At 43.3% G+C, this 26,037-nt stretch carries 24 protein-coding genes and 1 pseudogene; 4 read left to right on the top strand and 21 right to left on the bottom strand.

Annotated features, from left to right (window positions below; all coding sequences use genetic code 11):
* Nucleotides 1–423: 423 nt before the first annotated feature.
* A complete protein-coding gene (locus ACTHRH_RS12210; protein ID WP_440415738.1) occupies nt 424–1,005 on the bottom strand; it encodes a DUF4236 domain-containing protein in 582 nt (193 codons plus the stop codon).
* A 260-nt stretch (nt 1,006–1,265) separates the two neighbouring features.
* Between ACTHRH_RS12210 and ACTHRH_RS12205 the strand changes: the two genes are divergently transcribed.
* From ACTHRH_RS12205 to ACTHRH_RS12195, 3 genes are read left to right on the top strand one after another with little or no spacing between them, the layout of a single operon-like run.
* A complete protein-coding gene (locus tag ACTHRH_RS12205) occupies nt 1,266–1,763 on the top strand; it encodes a MerR family transcriptional regulator (protein ID WP_440415736.1) in 498 nt (165 codons plus the stop codon).
* 5 nt (nt 1,764–1,768) lie between these two features.
* Nucleotides 1,769–2,209 (top strand): SRPBCC family protein, encoded by a 441-nt coding sequence (locus ACTHRH_RS12200; RefSeq protein WP_440415734.1) that lies wholly within the window; start codon nt 1,769–1,771, stop codon nt 2,207–2,209.
* A gap of 30 nt (nt 2,210–2,239) precedes the next feature.
* Complete coding sequence (locus ACTHRH_RS12195) at nt 2,240–2,710, top strand: SRPBCC family protein (protein WP_440415732.1); 471 nt, start codon at nt 2,240–2,242, stop codon at nt 2,708–2,710.
* Nucleotides 2,711–3,059: 349 nt separating this feature from the next.
* Here ACTHRH_RS12195 and ACTHRH_RS12190 read toward each other — a convergent pair whose 3' ends face one another.
* Nucleotides 3,060–3,452, bottom strand: a complete 393-nt coding sequence (locus tag ACTHRH_RS12190) for a type II toxin-antitoxin system death-on-curing family toxin (RefSeq protein ID WP_144940065.1) — start codon at nt 3,450–3,452, stop codon at nt 3,060–3,062.
* A gap of 1 nt (nt 3,453) precedes the next feature.
* Nucleotides 3,454–3,747: an AbrB/MazE/SpoVT family DNA-binding domain-containing protein gene (locus ACTHRH_RS12185; RefSeq protein WP_379288781.1), complete on the bottom strand. Its 294-nt coding sequence runs from the start codon at nt 3,745–3,747 to the stop codon at nt 3,454–3,456.
* A gap of 273 nt (nt 3,748–4,020) precedes the next feature.
* Between ACTHRH_RS12185 and ACTHRH_RS12180 the strand changes: the two genes are divergently transcribed.
* Complete coding sequence (locus tag ACTHRH_RS12180; RefSeq protein WP_222126724.1) at nt 4,021–4,833, top strand: alpha/beta fold hydrolase; 813 nt, start codon at nt 4,021–4,023, stop codon at nt 4,831–4,833.
* A gap of 20 nt (nt 4,834–4,853) precedes the next feature.
* Here the strand turns inward: ACTHRH_RS12180 and ACTHRH_RS12175 are convergent, their stop codons facing one another.
* The 18 genes and pseudogenes from ACTHRH_RS12175 to ACTHRH_RS12090 form a co-directional block, all read right to left on the bottom strand.
* Complete coding sequence (locus ACTHRH_RS12175; RefSeq protein WP_144940061.1) at nt 4,854–5,609, bottom strand: RQC domain-containing protein; 756 nt, start codon at nt 5,607–5,609, stop codon at nt 4,854–4,856.
* Nucleotides 5,610–5,647: 38 nt separating this feature from the next.
* Nucleotides 5,648–6,220 carry a hypothetical protein gene (locus ACTHRH_RS12170; protein ID WP_440415728.1) on the bottom strand — a complete coding sequence of 191 codons (573 nt, stop codon included), beginning with the start codon at nt 6,218–6,220 and terminating at the stop codon, nt 5,648–5,650.
* Between the two features lie 579 nt (nt 6,221–6,799).
* Nucleotides 6,800–7,558, bottom strand: coding sequence for an ABC transporter ATP-binding protein (locus tag ACTHRH_RS12165; protein WP_379288776.1), 759 nt, complete (start codon nt 7,556–7,558; stop codon nt 6,800–6,802).
* 4 nt (nt 7,559–7,562) lie between these two features.
* On the bottom strand, nt 7,563–9,881 hold the full coding sequence (locus ACTHRH_RS12160) for an ABC transporter permease (protein WP_379288774.1): 2,319 nt from the start codon (nt 9,879–9,881) through the stop codon (nt 7,563–7,565).
* A 113-nt stretch (nt 9,882–9,994) separates the two neighbouring features.
* Complete coding sequence (locus ACTHRH_RS12155) at nt 9,995–10,642, bottom strand: TetR/AcrR family transcriptional regulator (RefSeq protein WP_144940053.1); 648 nt, start codon at nt 10,640–10,642, stop codon at nt 9,995–9,997.
* A gap of 728 nt (nt 10,643–11,370) precedes the next feature.
* Nucleotides 11,371–12,410 (bottom strand): annotated as a pseudogene (locus tag ACTHRH_RS12150) (reverse transcriptase domain-containing protein); the annotation flags it as partial.
* A 578-nt stretch (nt 12,411–12,988) separates the two neighbouring features.
* A complete protein-coding gene (locus tag ACTHRH_RS12145) occupies nt 12,989–14,353 on the bottom strand; it encodes a UDP-glucose dehydrogenase family protein (protein ID WP_440415725.1) in 1,365 nt (454 codons plus the stop codon).
* Between the two features lie 982 nt (nt 14,354–15,335).
* Nucleotides 15,336–16,319 carry a radical SAM protein gene (locus ACTHRH_RS12140; RefSeq protein ID WP_440415723.1) on the bottom strand — a complete coding sequence of 328 codons (984 nt, stop codon included), beginning with the start codon at nt 16,317–16,319 and terminating at the stop codon, nt 15,336–15,338.
* Between the two features lie 80 nt (nt 16,320–16,399).
* Nucleotides 16,400–17,557 carry a hypothetical protein gene (locus ACTHRH_RS12135; RefSeq protein ID WP_440415721.1) on the bottom strand — a complete coding sequence of 386 codons (1,158 nt, stop codon included), beginning with the start codon at nt 17,555–17,557 and terminating at the stop codon, nt 16,400–16,402.
* 97 nt (nt 17,558–17,654) lie between these two features.
* Complete coding sequence (locus ACTHRH_RS12130; protein WP_440415719.1) at nt 17,655–18,125, bottom strand: nucleoside 2-deoxyribosyltransferase; 471 nt, start codon at nt 18,123–18,125, stop codon at nt 17,655–17,657.
* Between the two features lie 21 nt (nt 18,126–18,146).
* On the bottom strand, nt 18,147–19,352 hold the full coding sequence (locus ACTHRH_RS12125; RefSeq protein WP_440415717.1) for a DegT/DnrJ/EryC1/StrS family aminotransferase: 1,206 nt from the start codon (nt 19,350–19,352) through the stop codon (nt 18,147–18,149).
* A 3-nt stretch (nt 19,353–19,355) separates the two neighbouring features.
* Entirely contained in the window at nt 19,356–20,171 is an 816-nt protein-coding gene (locus tag ACTHRH_RS12120; RefSeq protein WP_440415715.1) for a sugar phosphate isomerase/epimerase family protein, read from the bottom strand.
* Between the two features lie 21 nt (nt 20,172–20,192).
* Nucleotides 20,193–21,152 (bottom strand): phosphotransferase, encoded by a 960-nt coding sequence (locus ACTHRH_RS12115; RefSeq protein ID WP_440415713.1) that lies wholly within the window; start codon nt 21,150–21,152, stop codon nt 20,193–20,195.
* Nucleotides 21,139–22,107, bottom strand: a complete 969-nt coding sequence (locus ACTHRH_RS12110; protein WP_440415711.1) for a hypothetical protein — start codon at nt 22,105–22,107, stop codon at nt 21,139–21,141. The genes ACTHRH_RS12115 and ACTHRH_RS12110 overlap by 14 nt, the downstream gene beginning before the upstream one ends.
* A 15-nt stretch (nt 22,108–22,122) precedes the next feature.
* Nucleotides 22,123–23,493 (bottom strand): hypothetical protein, encoded by a 1,371-nt coding sequence (locus ACTHRH_RS12105; RefSeq protein ID WP_440415709.1) that lies wholly within the window; start codon nt 23,491–23,493, stop codon nt 22,123–22,125.
* 203 nt (nt 23,494–23,696) lie between these two features.
* Complete coding sequence (locus tag ACTHRH_RS12100; protein WP_440415707.1) at nt 23,697–24,071, bottom strand: hypothetical protein; 375 nt, start codon at nt 24,069–24,071, stop codon at nt 23,697–23,699.
* A 15-nt stretch (nt 24,072–24,086) separates the two neighbouring features.
* Entirely contained in the window at nt 24,087–25,088 is a 1,002-nt protein-coding gene (locus ACTHRH_RS12095) for a DegT/DnrJ/EryC1/StrS family aminotransferase (RefSeq protein ID WP_440415705.1), read from the bottom strand.
* The gene (locus ACTHRH_RS12090) at nt 25,075–25,950 is read right to left on the bottom strand and encodes a radical SAM protein (protein WP_440415822.1); all 876 of its coding nucleotides are present in this window, start codon (nt 25,948–25,950) and stop codon (nt 25,075–25,077) included. Before ACTHRH_RS12090 ends, ACTHRH_RS12095 begins: the two co-directional genes overlap by 14 nt.
* Nucleotides 25,951–26,037 lie beyond the last annotated feature (87 nt).

Raw genomic sequence — 26,037 nt, 5'->3', positions numbered from 1 at the left:
CTATCTTTTGTATAAGAAAAGTCATACTCATTCAAATACTGCTTTAATCCGTTACCTACACCAGGCCGCGAAACGTGAACTAACTCATTTAATCCAGTATTGCTGCTAAAATGAAGTTGTGAATAAAGGACTATAGGGAGCTGCCTGTTGTTTTTAAACCTTCTATCCGGCCCTCCATTTTTATTTACATACCTCCAGGTATGATCCACAACCGTTGTATCTCCGGGTACCGCGCCTTCTTCAATAAATCGGGTTTCCGTGCATTCCACTCTAATACGACCGTAACTAACAGCACCAACTTGTCTTCTCTGTACAATTAAGATTTTGTCGGGAAAAAAATAGAGTTTCTGCTTCCCAACCGGGATACAAGGCACTTTAACGTTCGTTCTTATGTACTTGGGTATGGAGTAATTAATGGAAATACTACTTCTCGCAATGAACCGATATATGCCACTTTCTATCTGCACTCATAATGTCATTGAACGAATCATAAAATGCTTGTATTTTTGATTCTGTTGCTTCATCAATATCATATATTATTGTGGTGGTTTTCCTGTATCTATCTAGCAAGATAGAGGCAACAATCGACAACAGACCTAAAAACATATATGATGACGAGCTAAGCAGGGCCGCTATAGCTACTCCTAATGTCCACAGAGGAAACTTTTTATATTTCCGATTAATCTCACTTAGTATTTCCTGAGAACTGGAGTCAAAGATCTCTAGCGCATCCCTGCTTTCAATTTCATGCATGATAACATCGGAAGGCTGGTTGATAGTTCCGTTGCCGTATGAGGCAGGATTATCCCGTGTCCCCTCCCGACTTTTCCCTTTTCCGATCATGGTTTTGTAAGAAAGCCCATTTGTACCGATACGAATGTAGTTACCACGTGGCCCTGTCCCAATACGAAATCCTCTAATGCCCACCGAAGCCCCTATTCCCGACTTGGAAAAAGTCAATCTAACTCCACCAAACGACACTGATTTTCTTGAATAAAAGCTCATCTTAACCCTCCTCGTCACAAGCCTGCTTAAGGTATTTCTATCGAGAGTTAAAATTTCTAGTTAAGTAGCAACCCTTATTCCTTATTCGCTATATACTTCCACACCATCCGGTAGTTTCCTTCTCTCAAAATGACAGTCTATCCTATTTTATTACAAAATCTAGCAAATCGCGACTGTATTTTAACACTTACACGTGACGTAACGTCATGTTTTATAGTATAGTTACCGGTAAACAGATGCGCAGCCAAAAAGAGGTGATTATGAAGCCGCTTTGGAAGGTGGGAGAGCTTGCTAAGCTCACGGGGCTCACGATACGAACATTGAGGTTTTACGATCAGATCGGCCTGTTTTCTCCGTCGGCACATTCCGATTCGGGGCACAGGCTGTATAACGAAGCCGACCTGTCGAGATTGCAGCAAATTTTATCGTTAAAGGAGCTCGGCTTATCGCTGGAGGAGATTAAATCCATAGTAACCGGCGGACACTTCAGTCCGCTGGAAATCGTGTCGCTGCAAATCGCCCGTCTGAAAGAAACTATCCGGATACAGCAAAAGCTTCTGGCCGAACTGGAATATGTTTCGAATCAGATGCATTTAAAACAACCTGTGACCGTCGAAGATTTTACAGCATTATTAGAAATGATGAAGAAGAGCCGTGGAAAAATGATCCTCGAACGTCGGATGACTTGGGAGCATCACCTGGACCTGCTGGGCGACTTCCTCGACATAGATCCCGACGAATCGAATCAAGGGAGCTGAAAATCATGAACGAACGATCTGCCGTTCATAACACTTTCGTTGTCGAACGGGTGTATAAAGCCTCGCCGGCTAAGGTTTTTGCCTACTGGTCGGACTCCAGCCTGAAAGGGCAGTGGTTTTCGAAAGCGGATGAGTTTGACTTCCGTGTCGGCGGTGGAGAAAGCAGTCAAGGAGGGCCTCCCGGCGGACCGATATTTACCTTCGATGCCCGGTACCACGACATTGTGCCGGACGAGCGCATCGTTTACACCTATACTTTGGATATGGATGATACGCGGATTTCCGTTTCCGCAACGACCGTAGAGTTCAAGCCGGAGGGCGGAGGCACTAAGCTGATTTTCACCGAGCAAGGCGTCTTCCTGGACGGCCACGATACGCCGGATCTGCGCGAGCACGGTACCAAGGAGATGCTGGATAAGCTTGGTGTGCAGTTGGAGATCGGCTAGCCTACCTTAACATGCGAAGGAGGATCGGACATGACGGAAAACCGTGCGGCAAACAACGAAAGCAGTGCAGCGGAAGAATACGAATTGGTAACAACGCGGGTGATCAATGCATCCCCTGCTCTCGTTTACGAAGCCTGGACAAAGCCCGAGCATTTGGCACAGTGGTGGGGTCCGGACGGATTTACGAACACCTTTCACATATTTGATTTACAGCCGGGAGGAATATGGGAGTTTGTGATGCACGGACCGAACGGAGTCAATTATCCCAACAAAAGCGAATTCGTCGAAATTGGGCCCGAACGAATCGTGCTGCGGCATCTTTGTGCCCCCTATTATCAGCTCACGGCAACCTTCGAGGATATTGGCGGCAAAACCAGACTGACTTGGCGCCAGCTTTTCGAAAGCGCTACCGTATTTAACGCCATTAAGAAAATCACACTTCCAGCCAACGAACAAAATCTTGACCGGCTCGAAGCGCAATTGCAGAAGATGTCCGTCTGAGAACCACCCTGGCACCTTTTCCACGAGATCGCGCCGGCCGAAAGGCCGGTTTTTTCATGTACAAATAAAGTACCGTGACGTCCCCCGCCAAAAGATACAGTTTTTTTGACTAAAGGGCATCACCAAAAATATATAAGCAGGTTCAAGTTATGCGTGATATTACCTTTTGCCAAATTGTCTTAATAACTCAACTTTCGCAGGGTAAAATCGGCTTTTTAGCTTGATGTGATGAACAAAAGATAAGCTCGGTTAGTAAACTTAACTCGTTAAAAACGGAGGTGCACCAAATGAACGCCCCAATGCCACAGGCTTTCTACCGATGGTCACTTGGGCATTACTCCTTTAAAAATCACCTGTCAACGGAATGCTCTTCCAGAATGTGAGTGATAGCCTCTAATGTATGCACTCCTTTGGCAATATCGACTATAAACTCTACTGCATATTTCCGTTCCATTCGCAGATGATATCCGTTCAACAGCAGGAATGATTTTGTGACCAGATAGGCTGTCCGCTTATTGCCATTATGAAAGCAATGATTTTTGACCAGGGATTCCAACAATGCAGCAGCCTTATCAAATAAGGATGGGTAAGCATCTTCTCCAAAAACACTTTGTTGGGGGCTATGTACCGCAGAGTCCAGCTGACCGTGGTCCTTTACTCCCGCTTGCTCCGCGTCATTCATCCTCTTCATCATGAAATAATGTGCTGTAATTATCTCTTCTTTCGTCAAAAACTTCGTCATATCATCTATCCCTAAGGTCTTCAAGAATACCTTCGTCTTCTTCAAATACATCAAAGAAAGCTTCTAAAACTTCAGGACGGACATTCTCAGGCAATTTACTTTGCCTTACTTTTTTTAGCACAACTTCACCATGATCATTCTCGATAAATTCAATTTCATCTCCTTGGGAAACCTCTAACCTTTCAGCAAGTCTTTTAGGCAAACTAACGCCCAAGCTGTTTCCCATTCTCCCTACCTTCCGGGTATAACGAGTCATTTTCCGCTTATCGTTTGGCATTTTGACCACACCATTCATTTTATATTCTCCGCTTCTATAGTATGATCAGCGTTCAAACAGTTATACCTTATAACAGTAATAACTTTTATAACATACTTACATTTTATCAAATCTTTCTGAGGACATAAAGCAGACATTCGCAGTTTAAATAGGGGATTTAGCGGGCTCCTTTGCATTGTAAAATGCCGCCTTTTTTGATTAAAGTAGCATTAATTGACCGTAACTATCGTTCTATGGAATCATATAGTTATTCATTATAGAAGAAAGCCTAGGTGGGGGAGGATTAATTTTATGGCTAGGGACTATTTAAACTTAAACGATGGGCAGCTTTATTATACCGTTTCGGGAAAGGGCGATTCTGTTGTTCTGATACACGGAAATTTCAACGATTCTCAAATCTGGAACGAGCAGGCTGCTGCTTTGTCCACATATTATAAAATCATTCGTTATGATTTACGGGGATACGGTCTTTCCAGCACGCCAAAATCTTCATTCTCCAATGTCGATGACTTGAAAGCACTTATTGATTCCTTAAAGCTGCATAAAGTTACTCTAATCGGCTCTTCCTTGGGTGGAGGCGTTGCTATAGACTTTACTCTCACGTACCCTGACCTAGTTCAAGCCCTTATTCTGGTCTCACCCTCCATAAACGGTCATCCTTATCCCAGGAATATGATGTGGCAAGGAATTAAAAATTATATCCTTGTTCGTCTGAAAGGACGCGAGAAGGCTATCGAATCCTTCATCACTAATGATTACTGGCAATATTTCTTTCCTTCTGAGAAAAAAGAAGAGGCTCTACGAAGAGTCCTCACCAATGTCAGGAACACTAACAACTTCTGTCGATTCTCCCCAAATCTCTCAGTTCCTGCTAAACCTTACGCCATCAGCCGATTACATGAGATTAACATCCCGACCCTTATCATCATTGCCGATCAAGACCATCCATTTAACATAAAGACGGCTGAAACCTTACACCAGAACATAAAGCAATCGTCTAAAATTATGATGGAGGACTGCGGACACCTCCCATTTATCGAGGAGCCCCATGAATTCAATCATTCGGTCCTTGAATTTCTGTTAAATAGAAGCACTGACAGATAAAATGTAATCATTTCGGCGTTTTAAAGACGATCTTCCACGCAGCTTGGACACTCGTCTGGAAACCGTAAACCTTCACTCGTGTAATATTCAGGATTCGTCTCATCAAATACAAATGGCCCGCCGCATGACTGACACGCCAATATTATCGGGTCGCGTGAGCGAATAATTAGTGATTGGGCCCGTTCCTTCAATAACTGGTTCCATTCCACATCATCCATATCATCGCTCTGTTTCAGTGCTTGGATCACATTACGAATTTCAGCCTGAACTTTTTTAAAATCGATGCGTTCCCACAAAGTTAAAAACGGAATATACTTCTTATTTCTGGAGCATAAAATTTTGTACAAAAACAAGAACATCATGCCCCGATTTCGTTCTTTCAAGTACTCCATGTTGAGTGGAGCTACGCTATTCTCCAGCCAGTAATCCCACTCCTGCAGGAACTCCTCAGCCCTTCTTTCCCTTTCGATCGCCCATCCACGCGAAGTAAATACAATTGTAGAATACTTGCCATAGACCTCCGTTGCCAGAAAGCCTGTCCGAATCATATGATCCACTTTATCCATGATCTGTTCTAATGTAAGGTCCTTATAGTAACCATACGAAGGATTTCGATCTAATCCAAGTTCCAGCAGCTTTCGTTCCTTTGAACCTTTCAAAATTTTTGAGAGAAGCGTCCTTCCGCCTTCGCCAATGATGTCATCGGCCGCTCGCAGAATAGCCCGCAGTTCAGGATCCGGCAATGGTTTCATTTGATTTTTCATTTGTTTTTTCATTGGTTTTCAGGTTCTTCCTTTCCTTCCCGTTTAATTTGTCAAAACTTCGTTACTGATTTGTCTGCCTCGGCGTGATACCGCAAAAACTCTTCAAGGTCAAAAGGCACCTCCTCGCCTTCCGGCCTTGCGATAAACCAGATCTCATCCGTTTGGGGGTGCGGTGACTTCCATGTTCGGGGAGGGAGAGTAGCATCAAGGCTGTCCTGATCGGCAAACCTCTCCATTTCTTCCCATGTAATACCATACGGAAATCCCCATCCCGTATACCCGGCAATATATGCAAATGTCTCGTCAGACCACGGATCTTCGCCTCCTTGTCGCTCTTGCCGGCGTTGCAGCCTCTTTTCCTTGCGGGCTTGTTTTGCTCTTGTAGAAGCCTTCTCACTTTCTTTAGCCTTCCGAACGGCATCATCGGTTAGCGGCACTCCCAGTATACGGAGCTCTGCAATGGCCGTTCCTGCGTCAACGCCAAAATATTTGCGATAAGCACGGATGTGGCAAGTCCCGTTATAAGACTTGAGCCAACTTGCTGCAGCTGACTGCAGCCGGCTGTTTCTGTTCATTCTTTTGACTCGCGGTGTACTTGCGCTTTTCTTTCTCTTCTTCCCCAACGAATCCCCTCCCACAAAATTGCGGTCACTACCATTTAACCGCCTTTATTAATCCACTTTCTTCATCATAACTCTTCCAGAATAGAGGGAGTTACCCCACTAACCCATTATCTAATGTGCATTTTTCATTATTTTTGATCGCTGTTATCTATAATTCTGTATTTATAATCATTTTTGGGTTAAACTTTCCCTACTTCCAATATCAACAAGGCTATTTAAATCCATTCATCTAACCCTTATGTCAAATGAAGTGCGTAGAAGTAATCGTTCACCTGGGGAGTACAGAAAGATTCAAAATTTTATTGGCAAACTCATCGATGCTATTTACCAAAGGCCTATCTTTACTGTCCACACTATCTCCTCTGCAGCGGAAGTCTCAGAAGCAAACATGCAGGAGATATTTATCCATCTTAGAGTCGAACAGAATTATTTTTTCCGATGGAAAACAACGTTATAAAACATACTATTATTATAATTTACTTGATAAATTAAGGTAAACACACCTCCTCTGGAGACAGATCCGAACGTAAAAAGCGACCTGGCACGGTCGCTTTTCTGTTTGTATTGGTGGAGGCGAGATTAGATTCCGATTTCCCTCATTTTCATCGTGACTTTCTCGACCCGGCCATCCATGCCCGTCCCATCAAACTTCGGAAGCTGCAATTCGCTGACGATGGCTCCGTCACGCATGAACATAATACGTTCCGTCCTGGCCGCAACCTTGGCGTCGTGGGTTACAAGCATTACCGCCGTACCCTCCGCATTGATTTCGGTAAAGAGGTCCATAATCCCCTGCGCGGAGCTGGAGTTGAGCGCACCCGTAGGCTCGTCGCCGAATATAATTTTCGGGCTGTTCATAAGCGCACGGCATATGCCCGCACGCTGAAGCTGGCCTCCGGATACCTGTGTAATGTCGCGATTTTCCAGCTCCGCAATACCTACCCTTCTCATAAGCGCTCTAGCTTTTTTCGTAATTGCTGCAGCGTTTTTTCTGCTGCCCCGCATGGATGGGAGAATGATGTTGTCGAGGATATTCAGAGTTTTCAGCATCGTCGGCTGTTGGAAAACAAATCCCATTTCGGTTCGGCGCAAATCCGCAAGCTCATTCTCCCCCATCTCCGATAAATCCCTGCCGTCAACAACGACTTTCCCGCCATCAATCCCGTCCGTCCCGCTCAGCGCAAACATCAGCGTCGATTTTCCCGAACCCGAGGGTCCCATCACCGCCACGAACTCGCCCTCGTTTATATAGGCGGACACCCCGTCGAGAACATTGCGCTTCTCATCACCCTCGCCGAAAGTTTTGACGATACGATCTCCGATAATGATCTTCTTCATAGGCCTACTCCTTTATATTTTCGGAAATTTTAATTTGTCCCGCACCGAACGTGCCGATGATTGTTGCGATCAGTACCGAGCCTATCATCATCACCGGACTAAACAGATAGGAAGCAAGCGGATTGATCGTAAAATGAAACGTCGATGCTCCAAAGGAGGAGATCACCGCGCCCGCAAGCTTCTCTCCGAGAGTGTTGGCCAGAAGGGTCCCGAGGAAAATTCCGACAACCAGAACGAATACCGATCGCGAAATGTACTGCGCCTGAATATCCGAGCTGGTCAAACCGAACGCTTTCATGACGGCAATGGAATATCTGTCTTTGGCGACAAGCATTTTCATAAACAACAGGGTTACCAACACCGCTATAACCAAAGCAACAACCATGGCTGAATTGGAGGCCTTTGCGACAGAGCTTATTGTAGAGCCGAAGGTCTGCGCAATATATTCATCAATGTCCGAAACCTTCGCATAACCAAATCGACCCGCATATTCCGAAACCTTACTCGCGATTAGAGACGGATCTGAAAGCTCCGCACTGATCACGTACCACATAATGTCCGCCGAAGGAGCGGTGAGAACAGCCTTGGCCGTCTTCCCTCCGTTGGTAATGTCGGAATAAATTCCGCTTACCGTGAGATCTTTTTCCTTCCCCTCCATCAGCAGTGTAATCCCATCGCCGACCTTTATGTTCAGCTCATCAGCGTTCAAGGTGGACAGAGCAATTTCATCTTCATTGGCAGGCGCCCTGCCCTCGGAATATTCTACAGGGAAAATGGAATGGTCGCCGAGCTCAATTTTCAACCTTTCCTCCGAGCCATCCGCCGTCTTGACTTTGAATGTTTTGGTTGTCAGCACAGCATACTTCGAAATGGCGCTGTCGCTTTTCATAGTCTCGATGATTTCAGCCGCTTTTTCCGAAATTTGGTCGGTCTGCTGAAGGTCAATGCGTATATCGCTGCTGCCGATCCCCATATATTTGATGAAGCTTTTGGAGGAAATCGTGTTGTGCAAGTTCTGCGGAACTATAATGAGAAATGTTGAAATCACAAGCACCGCAAGCATGGTGGCGTAAAGCTTCTTCCGGGCGAGAACATCCTTGACCCCGAGAAAAATATTAAGGGGAAGCAGCCGGTTTCCACTCAGGCTAAAACGCTTTGTGCCCGCGGCTTTTTCCTGTGAAGTGCCAAACCGGATAGCTTCGGCGGCCGATATTTTCCGAAAGCGTCTCAGCACTCCATTTACATAGGCAATGATGGCAAGGAATACAAGCAAAATGCCGATGATTCCGAAAAACATGGCAAAAGATGAATTTTCGCTCTCCCCCATATAAAGCCGGATATTTTCAAGAAGCGTGCCCTGGAACACAAAAGAAAGGGCAAAACCTAGCATGCAGCCTATCGCCGCCATCGCCGCGTACTTCGCCACATAAATCTTCTTAATTTCGGAGATGCGCATCCCTATAGCCTTCATAACGCCAATTTCGCGGTAATCGTCTTCGATTTTCGCCAGGAGCGTAAAGCGTATGCACATCAAGGCAATGGCAACGACAAGCACGCTGACCAAAAGAATGACCCCTATCATCATCCCGTCGGAAATGGCATTGATCATTTTGAACAGCGGATAGGTCACCGTGGGGCCGTTCGCGTCAAGTCCTGCGGCAGCATAAGCCGTTTCGAAGTCTTTGAGCTTCGACAAATCCTTTAATCTGAATTCGATCAGATACTCTATATTTCCGGCATTTTTTAGCTCCTCGAAGTCATTGGTGCTGATCAGAAACCTTTTGGAAGAGGCGAGCGCGGAATTCATCTGCGAATCCCGAAGAAAACCGGCAACCGTAAATTCCTTCCCGCTTATTACGGCCTTGTCGCCGACCTTGGTGATGTTGTCCTTAAAGTAGCTAATAGGAACATAAAGCTCCCCGTCGGATACGTCGATAACATTACCGTCAAGATCAAGGAGATAATCGAACTTCTCGCTCTGGATGCTGAATCCGTTGTCCTGAACGCTATTCGCAAGCGTACGGTCGCCAAATCGAATTTGCGAACCGTCTATATTAAGAAATTCAAGCACCTGAAATTCATCCACATCGGGATGTTGCTCCGCGAAAGCATGAAGCCGATCAGTATCGATTTCCCCCGAGTGCATCTGCAGAAAATGCGGCGTTTTCGCCGTTATCATGAGTTCATTTAGCGCTCCTGAAAGATTTACGAACAGGATGGCCGCAAGCGAAACTAGCATAGCTGCAGCAGCAACAAATATTGTAGTGGTCAAGGTGATCAGCTTGCTCTTGGATAGATCATTACGGATTATTCTGTAATACATAAGTCACCTCTGGATTCAAGCTTTTTAGCCTAAACGACGTAAGCCCGTTGCCTATGGCAGAAACAAACTGACCCGACCACAATAGAAGAAACTTTCGGAACGATTCGCCGGAGTTACTCATTCGCTGCTCCATCGCCTGCACCAAACATCTTCATAACGCCCATCAAGCTTCCGCTTTCGGCACCGAGCAGCCTTTCTACATTGCAAATAAAGGCCAGCATGCGTGACAAACGCTCCTCGTCCGTCAGGGTAACTAGATCATCGTCAAAGACTGTATTCGCATAGATCACAACCATTTCCATGCACTCATACGGGTACGGCGTGTTGAACATTCCCTGCTCAATGCCCTCGCGGATGATGCCCGTCAGGATCGGCGGAACGCCATGAATGATGACCTTCTGAATTTTCTGATGCATAAGCGCGTTCTGCGGCTTGTGAATATGCTCCATAATTTCCCGGCTGCTTCCGCCGTTAAGGTTCATTGCCCTAACCACACGAATAATACGCTCGAGGATGGGAATGCTCTGGTCTTCGGCAATTTCCCGAGCCGCACCCAATAGACGAACACTATACCGCTCAATCAGCGCGTCCATAATATCTTCCTTCGACTTGAAGTGATAATACAGCGTTCCCCGCGCAATGCCGACCTTCTCAAGAATATCGTTGGTACTCGTGCCGTCAAAGCCCTTCTGACCAAATAGCTCATCCGCCGCATCAAGGATTTCGTTCCTGCGCTCATCAGCTTCTTTTACCACTCTCATATTTAGACCCCCAGTTTGTAGACCGACTGCCTGTCGGTTAAATGGTAACATATTATTTGGTGGTGTCAAGGGGGGGATAGGTTTGTAAAAACGGGGTTTTGCCACGAAGTATTTATTAAAGGCGGGCGTGTGCTTATTAACTTTGACCGTCTAACCTATAACTTCAAAAAATTACGCAACAATTGACAGCCAACCTCACACACTCTTTGAACACTTTGTCTTATGGTCTTGTCCTGCATGGACTTGCGTTTGTTGTCTGGAGCAGACTTATTAAGCTCCTCTAGCCCTGTGAAGCAGTACCTGATTGTCTTTCCATAAAAATGGCCCCCACAACGGAAGACCAAATGAGGTAGGTCTAAAAAAATTGTATAGCGCCTCGGTTTTCGAATCCTAATGGTTTTCATTCAAGTTATCACTTGTATTGATAATCATGGCAGTAAGGTTGCGATAGAGTACCTTCAGATATTCCAAAAGGAGCTACAGCGATAATCGTATAAGTATAGTTGTAGGTTCGTATCCGGGATTATTATCTACCCAACTCTTATAGAAGTCGTAGCGGTAATTAAGGCTGGTTGGGGCCTTGAAAGATTGCTTCGTTAACTGCTTTCCAAGTTTAAGGAATATCCATATTCAAGCTACGGAAAAAAAGTGATCGTAATTGTATAGCATTTTTGAAGCTGCATCTGCCAGTATCGAGTAGGAGGAGCGGCTACGGCGGTTCCAAAAGGTTAACAAAGCTCCAAATATCGAGAAAGTAAACTTTTCAGCCCTTTCGCTTCCCAATAGGAAGTCGGAAGGGCGTTGTTTGTGTTTCGAGGCATTTCCCATGCTCCTCGCCTGGAAATGGCCATGACAAAGTATTCCCATTCTGGAACACCGAGTGCACGTAGAATTCGGGTACGCACACGTTTCTATTGTTTCCAAAGGCACATGCGTAACTTCCTGCGAATCCATTGGTCGAATTTCTCGCAGTGATATTTGGCCGATGCAAGTCGGAAATAATCCATCCACCCCATTAAATAACGGTTGTTGGGCAATCCGGGTCTCCATGGGCATCGAGCGAGTTCGGGTTATCAGTTCCCGAACCTTTTCCTTAAAGCGAGCGATCGTTTTCGGGGCTAGCCGAATGGTCGCCTGCTTATTCGCAGGAAACTAAATCCAAGGAATTCCGATTCCAAGGACTGTCTACTGCACTCTTGTCCCAATATCACTATCAGTTTTCACTTCCCTTCCACAAAGCGAATCACCGATTCTATTACGCGTTCACCCGTGCGCTTGCTGGCAACGAATATGTTGCAGTCGTCCACATAGCGGACGACTCCCAAGCCTCGTCTAGTTAATGCTTTGTCTAGATCGTCCAGGAGAATGTTTGCCAGAAGCGGCCTTAAAGGGCCGCCTTACGGCTGCCCACTTCTGTCCGTTCCAGTGGCTTCTTCCTCCATAACTCCTGCGTTCAGGTAGGCTCCTCAGCTCTAGGACTCGCTTGTCCGTTCCTCTCCTTGTTTTCCTTGCCATGAGCATGTCGTGGTTGACCCGGTTAAAGAATTCCTCCAAGTCCATATCTATCGTCCATCGGTATCCTTTCTGTATGTAGATTTGGGCTTGCTTCACCGCGTTATGCGCTCGTTTCCCCAGCCCTGAAGCTGTTGCTGTACCATGAGAAGTGTGCAGCGAAGACCGGGTTCATCACTTGTAGAAGTGTCTGTTGGAGAAACCGGTCCATCACGGTCGGAATTCCAAGCAGCCGCACGCCGCCTCCGGGTTTAGGATTTCCATCCGTCTGATACTGCCTTTAATCCAATTTGTGTACCTTGGCCCGTGAATTCGCCTCCGGATACCTTCAGATTCCCCCTCGCGGCAGACACCCTCGCCCTTGGCTACGGTGAGCGCTCGCCAGCCCCCGTTCGGGACTCTCACCCTAGAGATAACGCCCATGCTGGGCGTACTATCGAAGTTTATTCCCAGAACTTTCTGGCAAGCTTATCATTCCTAATTATACTTATAGCAATTTATTGTTTTAGACAATATTAAAATGGCTGATTGGTACCTATAAAGTCTGACAGGATTATGGGTTAAGTCACATTTTGACGAAAGGCATTAACTTTCACGGTAAATCCTTCACCATGTTTTCAAGCGACATATTTTGACACATCACCGTAAGGACGCGGCCCATTCTTGCGATAATGCCGTTGTACAGGCGGAACCCCTTCGTTGATATCGGTCATTGCCGCGCCAATCGAACATTCCTCCCAGCCGCAACGACCGAGAATGAGGTGATATCTAAAGGGAAGATAACTAGGTTTTACGAAGCACGACGTAGCGAACAAACAGACCGCCGAGAAAGCGTTAATAAGAAAATTGTTTTTGTATTTGCGAGGTTATTTGGGGCTTCCCGCTTGTTCTTCCAATAGAGTAATATTCGACTGCAGCCTTTTCCATCTCCTTCACGTTATAGATATTTCGCCCATCATACACCAGTGGGGTTCTCATTAACCTTTTGAAGGTAGAGGGGATAATTGATACGATTTCATCCCATTCTGTAAAGATAAAACAGATATCGGCACCTTTTACTGCCTCTTCGACATCGTGAACATATTTTATACAACCTTTACCAATCTTTCCTTCAGGATATATAGTACCAATTTTTGCTGCGCCGGTTGGGTCAAATGCGTATATTTCCGCCCCTTCTTCAAGTAGCAACTGAATGTTTTCAACCGAGGCGGATTCTCTTATATCGTCCGTTCCAGGCTTATAGGTCAGTCCCAATACCGCTACTTTAAGACCACTGAAAGTAATGAGTCTTTTTCTTGCCTTCTGGTAGAGCATTCTTTTCTGGTCTTTATTAACTTCAATAGCTGCTTGAATAGTCCGTAGCTCATAACCATGTTGTCTTGAAAAATACTCTAGGGCTTTTGTATCCTTAGGAAAGCACGAGCCGCCAAATCCTATTCCCGCATTCAAAAACCTATTTCCAATTCGAGTATCGTAACTCATACCAATTGCCACATCCTGGATATCCGCACCAACACACTCACACAAGTTTGCGATATCGTTTATGTAAGAAATCTTTAGCGCAAGAAAACTATTTGCTGCGTATTTTATCATTTCGGCTGATCTTCTTTTAACAGATACTATCGGCAACTGAAAAGGTTTATAGATCTCCCTCAGCATTTCCTCAGCCCACTTGCTCTCAGTACCAATAATGATCCTTTCCGCATTAAGGGTATTCTGAACAGCTGAGCCTTGCGACAAGAATTCTGGGTTCGATGCTAATTCTATCCGAACATCATGTAGCAAGAAATCCTGTATAAACTGTTCAATTTTTTCGGCTGTTCCTACCGGGACTGTAGATTTTACGACTACTAAGCAATCTTTCTCTACAGTTTCCGCTATCTGCCTTGCTACTTTCGCAATATACGAAAGGTCCGCAGATCCATCCGGTTTTTCAGGTGTGCCTACCCCAATAAAGATTGCGTCAACTGTCTTATATGCAGATTTATAGTCTGTAGTATAGTCGAGCTTTCCAGCCGCATAATTTTTTTGCATTAATTTCTCCACATCTGGCTCATAAATCGGGGATCTTCCTGCACGTAAGAGATTAATTTTATTCTCATCAATGTCGACACAAATCACTTGATATCCGACTTCTGCTAAGCAAACACCCGTGACTAATCCAACGTACCCTGTTCCTGCAATTGCTATTTTAAACATAATTCCTCCAGTAAGAAACTTGAATGGACAGCCTGTAGAACGGACACCCCTTTGTATTGGGACAGCCTTATTAAACTATTTCCTCATACAATTATTATCGTGATATACACAATATAAGAGTCATTGCAATGAAAATAATGAGCAATTTTGGCCGCTTCTTACAATATGCCAGTTTTGATTAGCCTCTTACATAACCTTTCGTCTTTAAACATATGTAAGTAGGAGCTAGTTTCCAATGCTACGTCCACGTAAGTCCAAACAAAATAACCAAAAGGAGTTAGTTTCTGCCCCAAGCTTACCTTTCGATAGCCTTTTCTCTGCACAGCGTCCTGTCACTTTTGCCACGAATGATGTCTTCACCTTACTCAAATTCGAGGTCTGCTCGCTTCGGCCACTAAGCGTTCTGCAAAAAGGTTAGGTTAGGTTAGTTTAGTTTGTTTTGATTACAGTAGATTTTATTGGCTAACGACGGTGAGATAATAGGCAAGTAGCTTTCTACCCGCATCGTCATCATAATCAGAATTTCCATGATGCAGATTCGTTCCCGATAATAATACGTGACAAGGAGTCATGAATGGTATCCATCTACATACGTGGTATACAAATATGGGGACTTGCAGGTGGTATTGCCGTCGCCTAAAGGGCTTCTTGAAAAGTCAACTATAAATAGCCACATGCCCTCAAGAAAACGTTAAAAACCAATCATTTGGACATTGAGCGATCAAGTGATTCCATTCCCGGCGATGGGGTCAAGTAAATTCCGGTTTTACAATATTTTATAGCTATAACCGAAAGGATTTCTCTATTAAAGGGATGAAAATTAAGCAGAAACACTCTAGGGCTCCATTATTTATATAAACAGAACCCTAAGCCATTGTGCTCCTATGACAATTGTAGATTGCTCTTTCAGGCAACGGGTTAGAGCTAAACTAGAACATTAGTATCTGTCGAAGACATTAAAATCGCTAAAATAATAAGTAGATTAGACACTAGTTTTTAGATTGCAGCAACGTTTGCATTCTTTTCTAGGTCCACAATTTAAAATATAATTTTTAAAATCGTTATAATTTGTTCCACTGAGAATTTCGCCCATCGAATTGTCCTTAAGATTTCCCACCGCTTCTTCAATACATGAGAAAACATCACCAAATGAATTTACTCTGAGTTTTGTTTTTATATAATCACATCCTTTCCATTGCAGGAACTTACTCGTGTTGTACCAAGTGTCTAGATCATCCATTCGATCGGATGATACATCAAATGGGAAGAACTTTAACTTCATTCCATTCGCGAGCGCTATTTTTTTTGCTTCGTGAGCAACTTTCAATAATTCACCTATTTGCTCCCTTGTCAGCGGATTAGGTGATTGTGGACCATCCCAGGTAAGGTGTTGGAAAGAAAGCGACCGAACACCACATTCAATCATATCTTCTACATGTTGAATCAATTTGAATATATTTTGTTTTGTCAAGACAGTATTGACGTGCACAGATGGAATCATATTCAATGCATTATAAAAATCAATAGCTCGTCTAAGATTGTTTACGGTTTTGTCATAACTACCTGCCCCGCGATATAAATCATGGTCTTCACGTACGCCATCAATCGATGTCTGAAGACTTATATTTCTCAATATTTCTTCATCGTTCAATATAGTATCAACATTTACCGTCAAATTCGACTGTATCCGACAGTCTAAATCTAACCCAATGATATGTTTTATAAGTTTAACGATATCTTTCTTTATTAACGGTTCTCCACCCGATAAAGTTACTTTCTTTAGTCCCATCGTCAGTAAAGGATTAACGACTAAGTCAATAAATTCATCCACAGTCATCTCTTTCCGTTTATCTTTTGTTCTAAAATGATTATACATGCCCTCTTTTTCATAGAAACAAAAATCACACGTTAAATTACATCGATAGGTAGTTAATAGCATAACTGACTCGATCGTAATATTACTCATCCGTAATTCTCCTTCGCCTATTGGTAACTAATTGATACCGAAATGGTTTGAGTCTTTTCCGTTGTTTTCGTCTTCAGCGTCTATACAAGAGACTTGCTTTTGTTTTGTATACCCATGCCGCAGATCGCATTGATAATGGAATCAAGGCCATCTGTCCCTACTCTCTCGATAAAGGAATCCTGGAAATCTAACTCACTCTGTGTCTTCCCAATGTCGTTGAGTCTGCTATGAAGTAGATTCCTCAATTTCAACTGTTCACTTCCAGAATTACTAAATTGATCAATGCGTTCTTTCACTATCTTAACAGCGAGATCTTCAGGAGTATTATCGGGAATATGGAACGAGCGTTCGAAATAATCCCAGTTTGGCAATTGTCCTGGATAATTTTCGCTGGTTAATCCACGTAATATTAAGTACTGACTATAATTTTGGGGTGGTAGGAATACCGTCCTTATCCTTAATTGGAACGCTTCCAATATTGTCGTAAGCCCCGGTGCCGTTAGTAAAAGATCTGATTCGGCCAACAGACTAATAAAACTTTTGTGTGATAAAGAGGTAAACTCCCCTGGAAAATCTGGGAAAGCAATTCTAAGTTCGTCTGCTATTGTTTCACTACATACTACAATTACCTCATCATATTTCTGCCATAAATCGCGCAGATCATTAAGTACTTTTATAACTACAAATGGGTACTGAATTTCTCTTATCGGCACATAAATATTTTCTACACCGCCAAGATGAATTACAGCCCTGTTTTTTCGAATCAAGGTTGTTATCGGTACATCAATGACACTTCCGATTAAAACTGGGTTATATATTTGAAACTGATCCACCTTCTCTTGTGCCGCAAAAGTGTTTTGAATAAAGTAATGGCTTACCTCTCGTAAGCGAGGGTTTTGGTCAAAAACGGTTGTATCCCACATCCAAAACAAAGAATCCACATAACCAATTTGAATCTTATCCGAACAAATATTTACAAAATCGAAGTCCATTGATGTGAGTCCATAACTAAAGTTTTGGCATAGCTCAGAGAGCCGTTCGGCTCCATCGGAATTATAGAAATTTAATTCAATAGCCTCACTTATTTGCTCGCGCTTGAAATATTCATAGGCAACTCCGCAGCCAACAAAAACGCACTCAATTTTTTGTTGAACCAATTTTCTCGCGACACTAGCTATTTTTGAAACTGGTCCATATCCGAATGGAACCGCATTTAAAAGAACACGATGGTTGTTCAATGATATACCCCCCAGTCAAGTCTGTATTCTGTCATTGTCTCGACCTACTTTCAATAGACTACCAATGATCCATCGGAACATACGTCACAAGTTATTTCTACGCATTTGTAAGTAGTTTTTTTCTATATGCTTCCACTTCATTCGTAATCATGGAAACCAGCCTATCTAGATCCTCATTGCCAAACCTAACCTCTTTTACTTGTGTAACCGTGCCGAGTCCCATAACCAATGGCGAATACTCTTGTTCCTTGTGTAGGAATAGGATTAATGGGCGAGATAGTGCAGAAGCCCATCCCAATTCAACATGAACACCTCCGGAAATCGGAAACCATCCCGGAAATGCCACTACAAGGTCAGCTTTTTGCATTTCAATAAAATCAAGCTTTGTTGCTACTTCCGGTGTCATCAACTCTAAGCCAAATGCTTCCCTTTTTTGGGCAGAAAACACACTATAACCATTTGCAGTTAATGCATCGATAGCTTGGTTAAGGAAGGATGTTGCCTTACCTTCCAATAACCCATCCTCTCGTAATAATTGTGTAAATGGATATGCTAAAAATATTCTCATGATTATCTCTCCCTAGATCCATTATTTGTTTTTTAAATACCATGTCATAACTTTACGGACAGCTTTTACCGTGTCCTCCATGTCGTCTATGTTCAGCCCAGGCCCTAATTCTAGACCGATTTGACGCGCCATTACATCCCTAGCAACCGGGCAAGAATTTAGATCATATTTTGGCCTAACCTTGACTTCTTGAAGATGATACAAGACCGGCTCCTGCTTTTGTAGCCAAGGGATCTCTAAAACATATGGATGGGCTGGGTCAGCACCTAGATTTTCTTTCCGAATGGCATCCGTTATTTCATTTCGATATTTAGCCAAACGCTTCGGAACCAGAAAATTAAACTTAAAGTAAGCGTGCGTGGAGTTCTCGGGTACAACTGGGAACTCCAACTCCAATCCTCCTAATTGCTGCTGCACAAAGACTGCGAAATTTTGTCTCCTCGCTAATTCCTCAGGTAAACCGCGTAAACTATGAATTCCTAATATCGCTTGTAATTCTGTCATATTGTAGCTGTATCCCATATAAAAATAGTCAAACCAGCCTTCGCCTTTTCCCTTGTGAGTATAAGCATGTCCCAGTTCCGATAATCGCTTGGAATCGGAAATAACCACACCCCCTTCACCCGCAGATACATGTTTACGGCAGCAAATGCTATAGCATGCAGCAATCCCAAATGTGCCAGTCACTTTCCCATTCCACAGCGCACCATGTGACTGTCCGCAATCCTCAATAACCTTCAAATTATGTTCATTGGCAATCTCCATAATTTCATCCATCGGGCAAGGTTGTCCGTACATATGGACTGGTACGATCGCACTTGTACGTGGCGTAATCTTTCGACGAATATCTTCAGGATCCATAACCCAACTCGTTGGATCTATATCTACTACCACTGGAATTAGATGGCACTGTATGAGCGCAGAAATAGCAGATATATAACAGTTGGCCGGAACTAATACTTCGGAAAATAGGGGAAGTTCTGCCCCTAGGTAAGCGATATGAAGAGCCGCCGTTCCAGAGTTTACAGCAATCCCATATTCTCGATTAAAATGCCGAGCATATTCTTTCTCAAACTGGTGAACATAAACACCTCCATAAAACCTAGCTAAATAGCCCATATCTAGCGCCTTCATTACTTCTACTTTTGCCTCATTCGATATATGCGGATATGTACTTTTCTTTTTTTCACGAACGGGCACTCCACCATGGATTGCTAGTTCCACCATGATTTACTCACTCCTGTATTCATCTATTAGTCGTTTGGTTAGTAAGGCTTCGCTTAAAGGCTCTATTTCAAGTACTGCAGGAACACCGGTATGGATCATGTCGATAACTGATTCCCAGTAGCTTTTATTTGCATCAATATCCACTTGCCTTAGTGAATGATGATTATCGGTAACTCCGTCATTACAATGCAAGTGAAATGCTTTAATCGAAGAACACAATACACGTAATGTATGTTCCGGGACTTGTTCAATTAATGCATGACCCGTATCGAAAATAACCCCCGAGCGATCTTCGGGTAATGCTTCTAAGCAATATAGTAAATCGTTCGCATCATCCCCAAGGTAACACTTCTGACTCGCTTCGGGTAATCTTCTTTGATTTTCGAGTAGTAACAAAGGGCCATCATCAACTGCTTGCACGATCTCTCCAATAACGCCTTTTGCAATACCAACTCTATCTCTCTTCTTTGATGAGTTTCCGGACTTAAAGCCAGCCGAACCAAGTTCCATAACTAACCATTTTGCCTTCAAGTATTCACTTGCTTGATACAGTTCTTTCCATAGTTGTAGAGATACTTGGCGAAGCGGCATGACCTTCTCAGCGATGCTTAACCCGTTGGGCCCAGCTATACTAATGGTCAAACCATATTGGGAGCAAATATCCTTCGCGTACATCAATTCTTTTGTCGAAGGCACCGGCGATTTACTATTACCATCCCACTTCCAATCCCACTCAAGATGTCGGAAGCCACTACGTACTAGTTGTTCTAGAAGGGGTTCCGTTAACTCGCGTCTTCTAACCCGATAACCTATTATCATTTACATACTCCTTAACAATTATCACCCAAAGGTTTCCATCACAAGCTTCAACTGCTCTAACTGTCTTTGGTAAGTTTCCAAGGTCCCTTTTCCTTCTAAAAAGCGGTTACGGTGATACCAGTAACTATCAAACTTTCTTGCAAGTACCGCGACTTCCAAGGTAGCAGGGTCAACGTACCCTCCCCCACCTTCATATGCTTTAATTATTTCCGACAACAGTTTAGCCGGTTCACTCAGTCTTGAGCGTGTAAGTAACGTAAGTACTACAGTTGCAAGATCCAATAACGCTGGGTCTGCACTACAAAATTCTAAATCGAGTACACCGATTAGTTTGGTATGATCCTCCTTAATTCTAAGATTAGGGTGTGTAAAATCTCCATGGATTAACTGAATAGGCAACTCCCGAACTTTGTTGAAATTCGTGGACAATTGAAGCGCTGCATTTTTAATGAAAAGGATATTTTCCTCCTCAATTGCCTTTATCGCCGAGTCCCCGCATATATCCCAAGATATGTCCCCGATCATAGAAACGTACGCTCCCACGGTCTGTACCAATTTTGTACTTGTTACTGCAAAGTCTAAGGGGACTTCACGAAGTTTTCTATGGAAATGACCTAAACCGTTTGCAAGTATGGGGTACAACTCGGCATTTTCTTGTGAAGGCATCACCCCTATCATGTTTTTGCTCAATTTCCATAGGTATGTGCCATCATCGTATAGACGGTGGCCTTTTGTAGTTCGTATAACCTCCGGGTAAAAAAACATCATGTCAGAGTCACTGAGTTGCTTTGTAGAAAGGTATTCATATAAGTCCAATTCGCGAATGACTCGATTCGTTTCATCTTTATCGTACCTAGCAAGCCAAGCCACCTCCCCCACTTGCCATGTAGTATTATTTACCCCTATCCTCTCCATTCTTACATCCAAATCTATCTTCCATCCGGCTTGTAATACCTTTTGCACCTCATTAATCATTCTCATCTAACCCTTTCTCCGTAAAACTTTCAACAAAGATATCCACAAGAATGTCCAGTTCAACTTTCGTTGCAAAAGAAGATATGAAACTCTTCAGCAAACTGGAACTCTCAACAACGTTAGATATATTGGTTTTACCCAAATGTGCCGGAAGTCTATCATTTCCCTCCGCTCTCGACATTCGAATTCCTCCATTTGGGGAAGGAGTCGTAACAAATACGAGTTGACGATTGCTTGAAGGATTAAAACCAAACCATTTAGAAGCAGAGTAAAACGCCCGAATTTGCTGAATATTTTCAACGTGAAGTAATGAGTGAAAGGAGCGATGGGACAGCTTTCGCAGCACTTCAGGATGATACGCAAGTAAATTATCGTGATAACTGCGAATTAATGAACGGTTCATCTCCCCTTCGTAAACGTAGTCCAGCGGGCGACTAGATTGATACAATGATCTAAGTAATGGGGATTTCTCGTCAAAAGGATGAAGCATGCGCATATGCTCAAATACATAATCTTTTTCCCAAATCCGGACGATATGAGTATAATCCTCCGGGTATTTCACTAGCCGACAAATTTTATGTACCAGACTACGATACCCCTCTCCAAGCTGATTCCATGTATCTATTGTGTCTTCTTCAAGCAAACATGGTGACATGATTAATAGCAGGATGGGAACTTCCATTACTCTCGCCTGCTTTATAAGTAATAGCGTTTCTAGTGCAATTTGGAAACTTAAACCTCCTGCTCCCTCCCCTACTGCATGATCCATACATGGACCACTAACTAATAACATACCTTCTTCTCGAATACTTGATTCTAAATCCATGAATGTGCTAGTTGCTATTAATGGTGAATCAATGGAGTTAACCGGTTGATAACCATATGTTTTCATAAACCATGCAATCGTACGATCATACATTCGGCGGATGATTGCGTTCTTATTAAATCCCTGGTTTTCCATAGTCTGATGAACTAATCACATCCTATCCACCGGTGTTTGCTTCAAAAAGAAATCTTCGATTGCCTGTATCATTTCATCGGGATGCCCATTACCGGATAATTCCAGGGAAGGTGCTGTCGGAAAATGGATTGGTTTGTGTTTCCACCATCTCTCGGTTCTTAACCAGTTTTTGCGTAAATCACTTTGATTATTGAGGATGTTGCTATGAAGGCGTTCCATCATTTCAGACTTCTCTATGGATCGGTAACTAAAAGAGGATTCCTCCGTATTTCTTCTAAGAAAGATATATCCTCCTAAGGGGTAGGGCCCCATCTGAATCCGACCTAAAATTCTAGATAGAGCCCGCAACGGGATTCGCAACTTACTGTTACCCAAAGTTTTATAATCAAGTGAATTGGCAACCCTTTCTCGAAAATTAGGGACCAACGTTAGTGTATGAGGTTCTACCTTCATTCCACCGGGCCATCCGTTTATAACACCCTTACCTTCTCCGAAACATATAAATGTACGATCGGTACTAACTAATTTATACCCTTTTTCCAACAAAGCACATTGTAGAGTAGTTTTACCTGCTCCTTTTTCACCAATAATCACCCAAGATGTATCGTGATGAACAACCGATGCAGCGTGCAATAGAGTCCATCCTTTGCCCTCCATCCATCCACGCCATAAAGTCCTAACCGCTTCTTCTACAAGGTAACCCGCGCCATTACGCTGCTTCGGTCTTCCAATCACAATCAATCTCCTTTTTACCGTTGAGATCAGGATGATTGTATCTTCACGAAGAACAGATATAATCTCCCAATCGTTATAACAAAATATATGGCCAACCATGTGAATACCATTGGCACTGCGAATAAGATCAACGGGTACACCTGCATCCTTAGGCAATTGTGGCAAGTCCTTAATCATCCAAGTAATGCACCACTCTTCTTCACAATGTGTTTCCCTAGTATTTATGGGACGAAATGTCTCTAAAATATCTTCCAACGCACCTGGATCTGTACTATTAAATCGTAAAGACAATCCGTTATTGCTTATTTTCGTTCCGTCTTGGATCCGATTGGAACAGCTAATAATATCTTCTAATCCATTCGCATTCCGCCAGTCAACCTTTAAAGGACGAGTAACTTTTAAATCAGGAATCATTTCTCGTTTTCGCGGTGTATTTTGAACTAGAAATAACTCCCCAGCCTCAATTGTAAACTCGACAAACCGTATTTCCTGATAATATTGTTCCAATGTTGCCATGATTGTTCGCAAATGCCAATAAGCATTCGGAAGTTCTTGCAGCAACAGGGACAAATCATTCTTCTCGGGTCTATTCTGCATTTCAGTATCAAACGCCCGACCTGAGTAGCCTAAAATGTAGCGACCGTAATCCATTTCCTCCCCTGAATTAGGGTTCCGCGTATATGCAGTACCGTGTCCACTGTTGGGTAATCCAACAGCACAGGCCGTTCTTTGTAACAATACATATGGCTTGGATATTCCCAGTTCACACATCCTTTGATAGCCAAGCCATGCGATAGATTCTGCTAGTTGAATAGGGCTTTGTTTTAACCAAATTTCATGTTCATTTTCACGGCCTAGTCCCCTAGAGAAGTCCCTAAGTTGTAGGGTAAGTTCTCTAAGTAAAATGGGTGTGGATGCACTATATAGGAAACCGATAAGGGCTTGCTGCTATCACTATGTTTGTCCCCAAAGCGGACAGTTAACATAAGTGGGACCTCTCTTGAATCTACGGTTCCTATAGGCCGCCCTTCTTGATGGACAAGCCAATGGGCCATTTCGGAAATGGTAGTTCTTACTGTACCTTCATCCAGCCCATTTTCAAAAAATGCTAGCACGCCGTTCGGAATTTGGATACGCAAGGTCGCAGCAACACTTAAGCCATCAAATTTTAAATCCCCACCTTGCGTCATTTTCCAAGATTCTTGCAAAGGCAACCATTTCGATTTCATTATTAATCATCATCCTTAACGTATAAAAAGTTTAATGAAATCACGCGCTTCTTGTTCAATAACCGATACTGGCAAATCTGAACTTACTCGTAACATCAAACCATGTTTTTTCCAATTGTTCACACTACCCCAAGTACGGGAATAGGACACCGCGTATAATTTTTCAAGCGGCAATAGCGGCCACCATGTTTGAATTGTTTGAGACGTCCTCACCCAATTCTGAAACGTTTCTATTTTTGTGAAATCCTGCTCGTTAAACCTTACTACAAGCTTATGTGGAACCATATGTGTAAAAGGTAAAGGGGTAATTATTTCCCCCTGTGTATCCTGAAGGAGTGTTTTCCAGATAGTCGCGCGATGCAGCCTTTCCCTTCGGTTGATCGGCCAACCATCAAACGATTTCTTTAATTCCGACAATACTGGCCTTGCCATCCTAAGATTACGGCCGACTAATCTTCGATCATAGGTGCCTTGAATCCTGCCACTGTTAGAAAAGCATTCAGCACGTTGAATGTACTCATAACAATTTGAGAGAAGGGCGCCACCTTCACCGCACTCTAGCATCTTTCCATCAGCGAAACTGAAAACTGTAGCATCCGCGTATTGTCCAACATGACGTCCATCGATAAATGTTTCGAACGCTTGCGCACAGTCAGCGATCACCTTTAATCCGAATTTTTTATAAGTCATGATATCCGATGGTGTTACACCAGGTACTACCATACCAAATGGGTAAACTAAAATAATTGCGCTCGCACGCTTGCATAAATCTTCATCAACCTTAGTTTCAAGAACATCGCCAACTTCGTAGTACAATGGCTTCAACCCTGAGAGTATTACGCTCATCGTTATAGCGTCACAACCAATCGATGGCACTAAAATCTCGGAATTTTTCGGTAATTGCAGGGCATGTAGAGCCAATTCAAGTGCCGAGGATCCGCTATTAACAAAGATGCAATGTGATATTCCGGTAAAGTATTCAAACTCCTTCTTAAGAAGACCCTCAATGTTTGACATAGTCCCATTCAAAGGTATCATATTGTTCTTGAGATAATAACTGACTCATATTAAAATTGAATTTCACATTTGCTGGATCACACCCAGTGCATACTTTCGGCGCCACTTTAGCGAACTCTTGACGGTTTTTCGCATAATCAGGGTCGTTCCATATATCGGAAAAACTTCTCGTCCAGACTCCTTCAACGCTAAGTGGTTTCCCTCTTCGATGAGATAAACAGTTACATGCTGTCATAACGCCATTCTTTGCATCAATATAAGCAATATAGTAAGGAACTACACAGCAAGAGTGAGTTAGTGCGCGTCCAGATGAACTTCGCTCCATATCAGCTTGCTCAGTTCCAAATATTTCTGGCCGCAAAGCATTAAGTCCCACAGAAGATGTCTGAAGACGTTCATCAATTCTTCTTGCGATTGCATTAAATTGTTTAATTTGTTCTAAATTCAAAAATAAACCCCGAGCATCCTTAATTGGATTAAAGCACCAAGAATCTACCCCAACCGATTCCAATATAGGTATAAATTCATCAATATGGTCAAATGTCCGATTCGAAATAATTGTATTTACGGTTAATCGCAAGGAATAGTTTCTCTCGACACGCATTTGGTTAGCAATCGCCAATCCAGCAAGCGCTTTCTCAAGTAAGCCAGGTGTTCCTCTAAGGTTGTCATGAACCTCGGCTCTTGGCGAGTCGAGAGAACATGTGATACCACTTATACCCGCGTCAATTAACTCACGAATTTTTTCCTGCAAGAATGCTCCGTTCGTAATAACACTTGCTTGCATATCTAATGAACGAATATAGCGGATCGCCTCAGGCAATTCTTGATAAAGCGTCGGTTCGCCACCCGTAAATCGGATCTCCTCTGTCTATAATGGACTAAGAAAATTAGACAGCAAAAAAGGAGTTTCTTAGTTGTATGGCAACGATGAGGAGAAAGTTCACAC

Origin of the sequence: Paenibacillus sp. SAFN-117 (assembly GCF_051966115.1) — a bacterium.
GTDB classification, from domain to species: Bacteria; Bacillota; Bacilli; order Paenibacillales; family NBRC-103111; genus Paenibacillus_L; species Paenibacillus_L residui.
The sequence above is the reverse complement of the archived record's forward strand: the minus strand, read 5'-3'. Positions and strand labels throughout refer to the sequence as shown.

Excerpts from the sequence above, each read along its gene's own strand:
- ACTHRH_RS12160 (WP_379288774.1), bottom strand. The coding sequence starts at position 9,881 with ATGTATTACAGAATAATCCGTAATGATCTATCCAAGAGCAAGCTGATC.
- ACTHRH_RS12145 (WP_440415725.1), bottom strand. The coding sequence starts at position 14,353 with ATGTTTAAAATAGCAATTGCAGGAACAGGGTACGTTGGATTAGTCACG.
- ACTHRH_RS12140 (WP_440415723.1), bottom strand. The coding sequence starts at position 16,319 with ATGAGTAATATTACGATCGAGTCAGTTATGCTATTAACTACCTATCGA.
- ACTHRH_RS12175 (WP_144940061.1), bottom strand. The coding sequence starts at position 5,609 with ATGAAAAAACAAATGAAAAATCAAATGAAACCATTGCCGGATCCTGAA.
- ACTHRH_RS12110 (WP_440415711.1), bottom strand. The coding sequence starts at position 22,107 with ATGGAAAACCAGGGATTTAATAAGAACGCAATCATCCGCCGAATGTAT.
- ACTHRH_RS12195 (WP_440415732.1), top strand. The coding sequence starts at position 2,240 with ATGACGGAAAACCGTGCGGCAAACAACGAAAGCAGTGCAGCGGAAGAA.
- ACTHRH_RS12165 (WP_379288776.1), bottom strand. The coding sequence starts at position 7,558 with ATGAAGAAGATCATTATCGGAGATCGTATCGTCAAAACTTTCGGCGAG.
- ACTHRH_RS12200 (WP_440415734.1), top strand. The coding sequence starts at position 1,769 with ATGAACGAACGATCTGCCGTTCATAACACTTTCGTTGTCGAACGGGTG.
- ACTHRH_RS12115 (WP_440415713.1), bottom strand. The coding sequence starts at position 21,152 with ATGAGAATGATTAATGAGGTGCAAAAGGTATTACAAGCCGGATGGAAG.
- ACTHRH_RS12210 (WP_440415738.1), bottom strand. The coding sequence starts at position 1,005 with ATGAGCTTTTATTCAAGAAAATCAGTGTCGTTTGGTGGAGTTAGATTG.
- ACTHRH_RS12190 (WP_144940065.1), bottom strand. The coding sequence starts at position 3,452 with ATGACGAAGTTTTTGACGAAAGAAGAGATAATTACAGCACATTATTTC.
- ACTHRH_RS12205 (WP_440415736.1), top strand. The coding sequence starts at position 1,266 with ATGAAGCCGCTTTGGAAGGTGGGAGAGCTTGCTAAGCTCACGGGGCTC.
- ACTHRH_RS12180 (WP_222126724.1), top strand. The coding sequence starts at position 4,021 with ATGGCTAGGGACTATTTAAACTTAAACGATGGGCAGCTTTATTATACC.
- ACTHRH_RS12130 (WP_440415719.1), bottom strand. The coding sequence starts at position 18,125 with ATGAGAATATTTTTAGCATATCCATTTACACAATTATTACGAGAGGAT.
- ACTHRH_RS12125 (WP_440415717.1), bottom strand. The coding sequence starts at position 19,352 with ATGGTGGAACTAGCAATCCATGGTGGAGTGCCCGTTCGTGAAAAAAAG.
- ACTHRH_RS12155 (WP_144940053.1), bottom strand. The coding sequence starts at position 10,642 with ATGAGAGTGGTAAAAGAAGCTGATGAGCGCAGGAACGAAATCCTTGAT.
- ACTHRH_RS12185 (WP_379288781.1), bottom strand. The coding sequence starts at position 3,747 with ATGAATGGTGTGGTCAAAATGCCAAACGATAAGCGGAAAATGACTCGT.
- ACTHRH_RS12095 (WP_440415705.1), bottom strand. The coding sequence starts at position 25,088 with ATGTCAAACATTGAGGGTCTTCTTAAGAAGGAGTTTGAATACTTTACC.
- ACTHRH_RS12105 (WP_440415709.1), bottom strand. The coding sequence starts at position 23,493 with ATGGATTACGGTCGCTACATTTTAGGCTACTCAGGTCGGGCGTTTGAT.
- ACTHRH_RS12120 (WP_440415715.1), bottom strand. The coding sequence starts at position 20,171 with ATGATAATAGGTTATCGGGTTAGAAGACGCGAGTTAACGGAACCCCTT.
- ACTHRH_RS12100 (WP_440415707.1), bottom strand. The coding sequence starts at position 24,071 with ATGAAATCGAAATGGTTGCCTTTGCAAGAATCTTGGAAAATGACGCAA.